We start from the raw sequence: 2084 nt of genomic DNA on the forward strand, positions 1-2084 counted from the left end.
ACCAACCCCCGGATCGCGTGGAAGAGCGCGCTCTGGCACTGGAACACCCAGTCCGGCCCCGGCTCCATGACGACCCACCACGCGATCGTCACCAGGGCCGGATCCGGCCAGACGATCCGCAGCATCAACGGCGCCGTGGAATGCAGCGGCAGGAACACCGCCGAGATACAGGACAGGGTCAACCTGTACCAGCGGTCCGCACGCGTCCTCGGTACCTCCCCCGGCACCAACCTGACCTGCTGAACGGAACGGAGAAGTCATGCGCGGATTCCTGACCAGACTGTTCGTCGCGGCGGCCGCCGCCGCACTGACCGCGGTACTGCCGAGCGCGAGCGCGGCGACGGGCGCGGCGACGGGCGCGACCGTCACGGGTGTGGCAGCGCCGGCCCGCACCGCGACGGTCGCGGCCGCCGCGGTCAACCACACGGTGACGTTCGTGAACCACTCGTCGCAGAAGCTGTGGATCGGAAGCGGCGTCAACGCCGACGGGTCGAAGCAGTTCACCCGGCTACCGGTCCTGGCTCCCGGCCAGTCGGCGACGGTGACGATCCCCGAGACCACCGCCCCGTTCCACTGGCGTGGGAAGTTCTTCGCACGCCAAGGATGCGGCGGGACCCCCGGCAGCACCTTCCACTGCCAGGTGGCCGACTGCGGCCCGGCCGCCGACCACTGCACGACGGGCGAACAACCCGCCAGCCTCGCGGAGTTCAACTTCGACGCCAAGGACGGCGCCGCCCCCTGGTACGACGTGAGCTACGTGAACGCGTTCTCGCTGCCGATCACGATCACTCCGGTGAACGCCACGACCCCCGCCGGCGGAGGCTGCGACACACGGGGCTGCGCGGCGAACCTGCTGCCCTACTGCCCGCCCGCCGACCTGACGCGCGGGCCGGACGGCAAGCCGATGCTGTGCACCAACCCCAGCCGGGACACCCCCAGCAGCTACAGCCGCGCGCTCAGCGCGAAATGCCCTAAGGCCTACACGTGGTCCAAGCAGGACCAGACACCGGGCAACAAGGTCATGCAGCAGTGCAGCCGCTGCAGCGGCTTCACCGTCACCTTCGGCCCCACCGCGTGAGCCACCCGCCCCGGACCCCGGCCCCCAGACTCCAGGGCCGCCGCGGCCCCCGTCACGACCGAAGAGAGGAACGCCTTGCCACGCCGAATGCGCCTGTTCACCGCCCTGCTCGCGGTACTCACCTGCCTCACCGTCGGCAGTGCGGCCGACGCGACCGCCGCCCCGGCGAAGAAGAAAGGCGTGAGCGCCTGGAACTTCACCGACGTCACCAAGGCGCTGGCCGACTCCAGGGCCGGCTGGTTCTACACCTGGGCCTCGGACCGCCAACAGATCAAACCGCCGGCCGGCGTCGAGTTCGTCCCCATGATCTGGGGCGCGGGCTCGGTGACCGACGCACAACTGCGAACAGCCAGGCAGGAAGGCACGACCCTGCTCGGATTCAACGAACCCGACCTGCCGGCACAGGCCAACATGAGCGTGACCAGGGCCCTCGACCTGTGGCCCCGGCTCCAGTCGACCGGGATGCGCCTGGGCGCACCCGCGGTGGCGGGCGGCGGCGACGCCCAGGGGGGGTGGGGAAACCACTGAGAGAATGGGGGCGCCGCCGCCCGCCACGACAAGGTCGACTTCATCCCCCTGCACTGGTACGGCTCGGACTTTCGCGCCGACGCCGCGACCGGTCAACTGCGCAACTACCTCCAAGCCGTGTACAACCGCTACAAGAAACCGATCTGGCTCACCGAGTACGCCCTGACCGACTTCTCCAGCGGCACCCCGAAGTACCCGACACCGGAACAACAGGCCGCGTTCGTGACGAAGTCGACCGCCATGCTCCAGGGACTCCCCTTCGTCGAGCGCTACGCGTGGTTCACCCTCTCCGCGGACCGTGGCGGCACCGGCCTCTACAACCGGGCGACCCCCAACCGGGTGGGGACCGCCTACCGCGCAGCCGGCTGAGCACACACCCCACCCCCGTCCACGCACGGACGCGGGCGACCACGACGCGCGCGCGGGGGCCACACCACGAGGCGGGGCGACGCCCCCGCGGGGGGGACAGAGGAGCCAC

2 protein-coding genes and 1 pseudogene are annotated in these 2084 nt (G+C 70.6%); all 3 read left to right on the forward strand.

Annotated elements, in window-relative coordinates; all coding sequences use genetic code 11:
- A partial coding sequence (locus tag ACFV61_RS35680; protein ID WP_380496320.1) for a chitinase occupies positions 1–243 on the forward strand: 243 nt, incomplete at its 5' end.
- Between the two features lie 16 nt (positions 244–259).
- Positions 260–1078 (forward strand): thaumatin family protein, encoded by an 819-nt coding sequence (locus ACFV61_RS35685; protein WP_380496322.1) that lies wholly within the window; start codon positions 260–262, stop codon positions 1076–1078.
- Positions 1079–1165: 87 nt separating this feature from the next.
- Positions 1166–1975, forward strand: a pseudogene (locus ACFV61_RS35690) (glycosyl hydrolase).
- Positions 1976–2084: the final 109 nt, after the last annotated feature.

This window comes from Kitasatospora sp. NPDC059817 (assembly GCF_042731835.1).
Lineage (GTDB): Bacteria > Actinomycetota > Actinomycetes > Streptomycetales > Streptomycetaceae > Kitasatospora.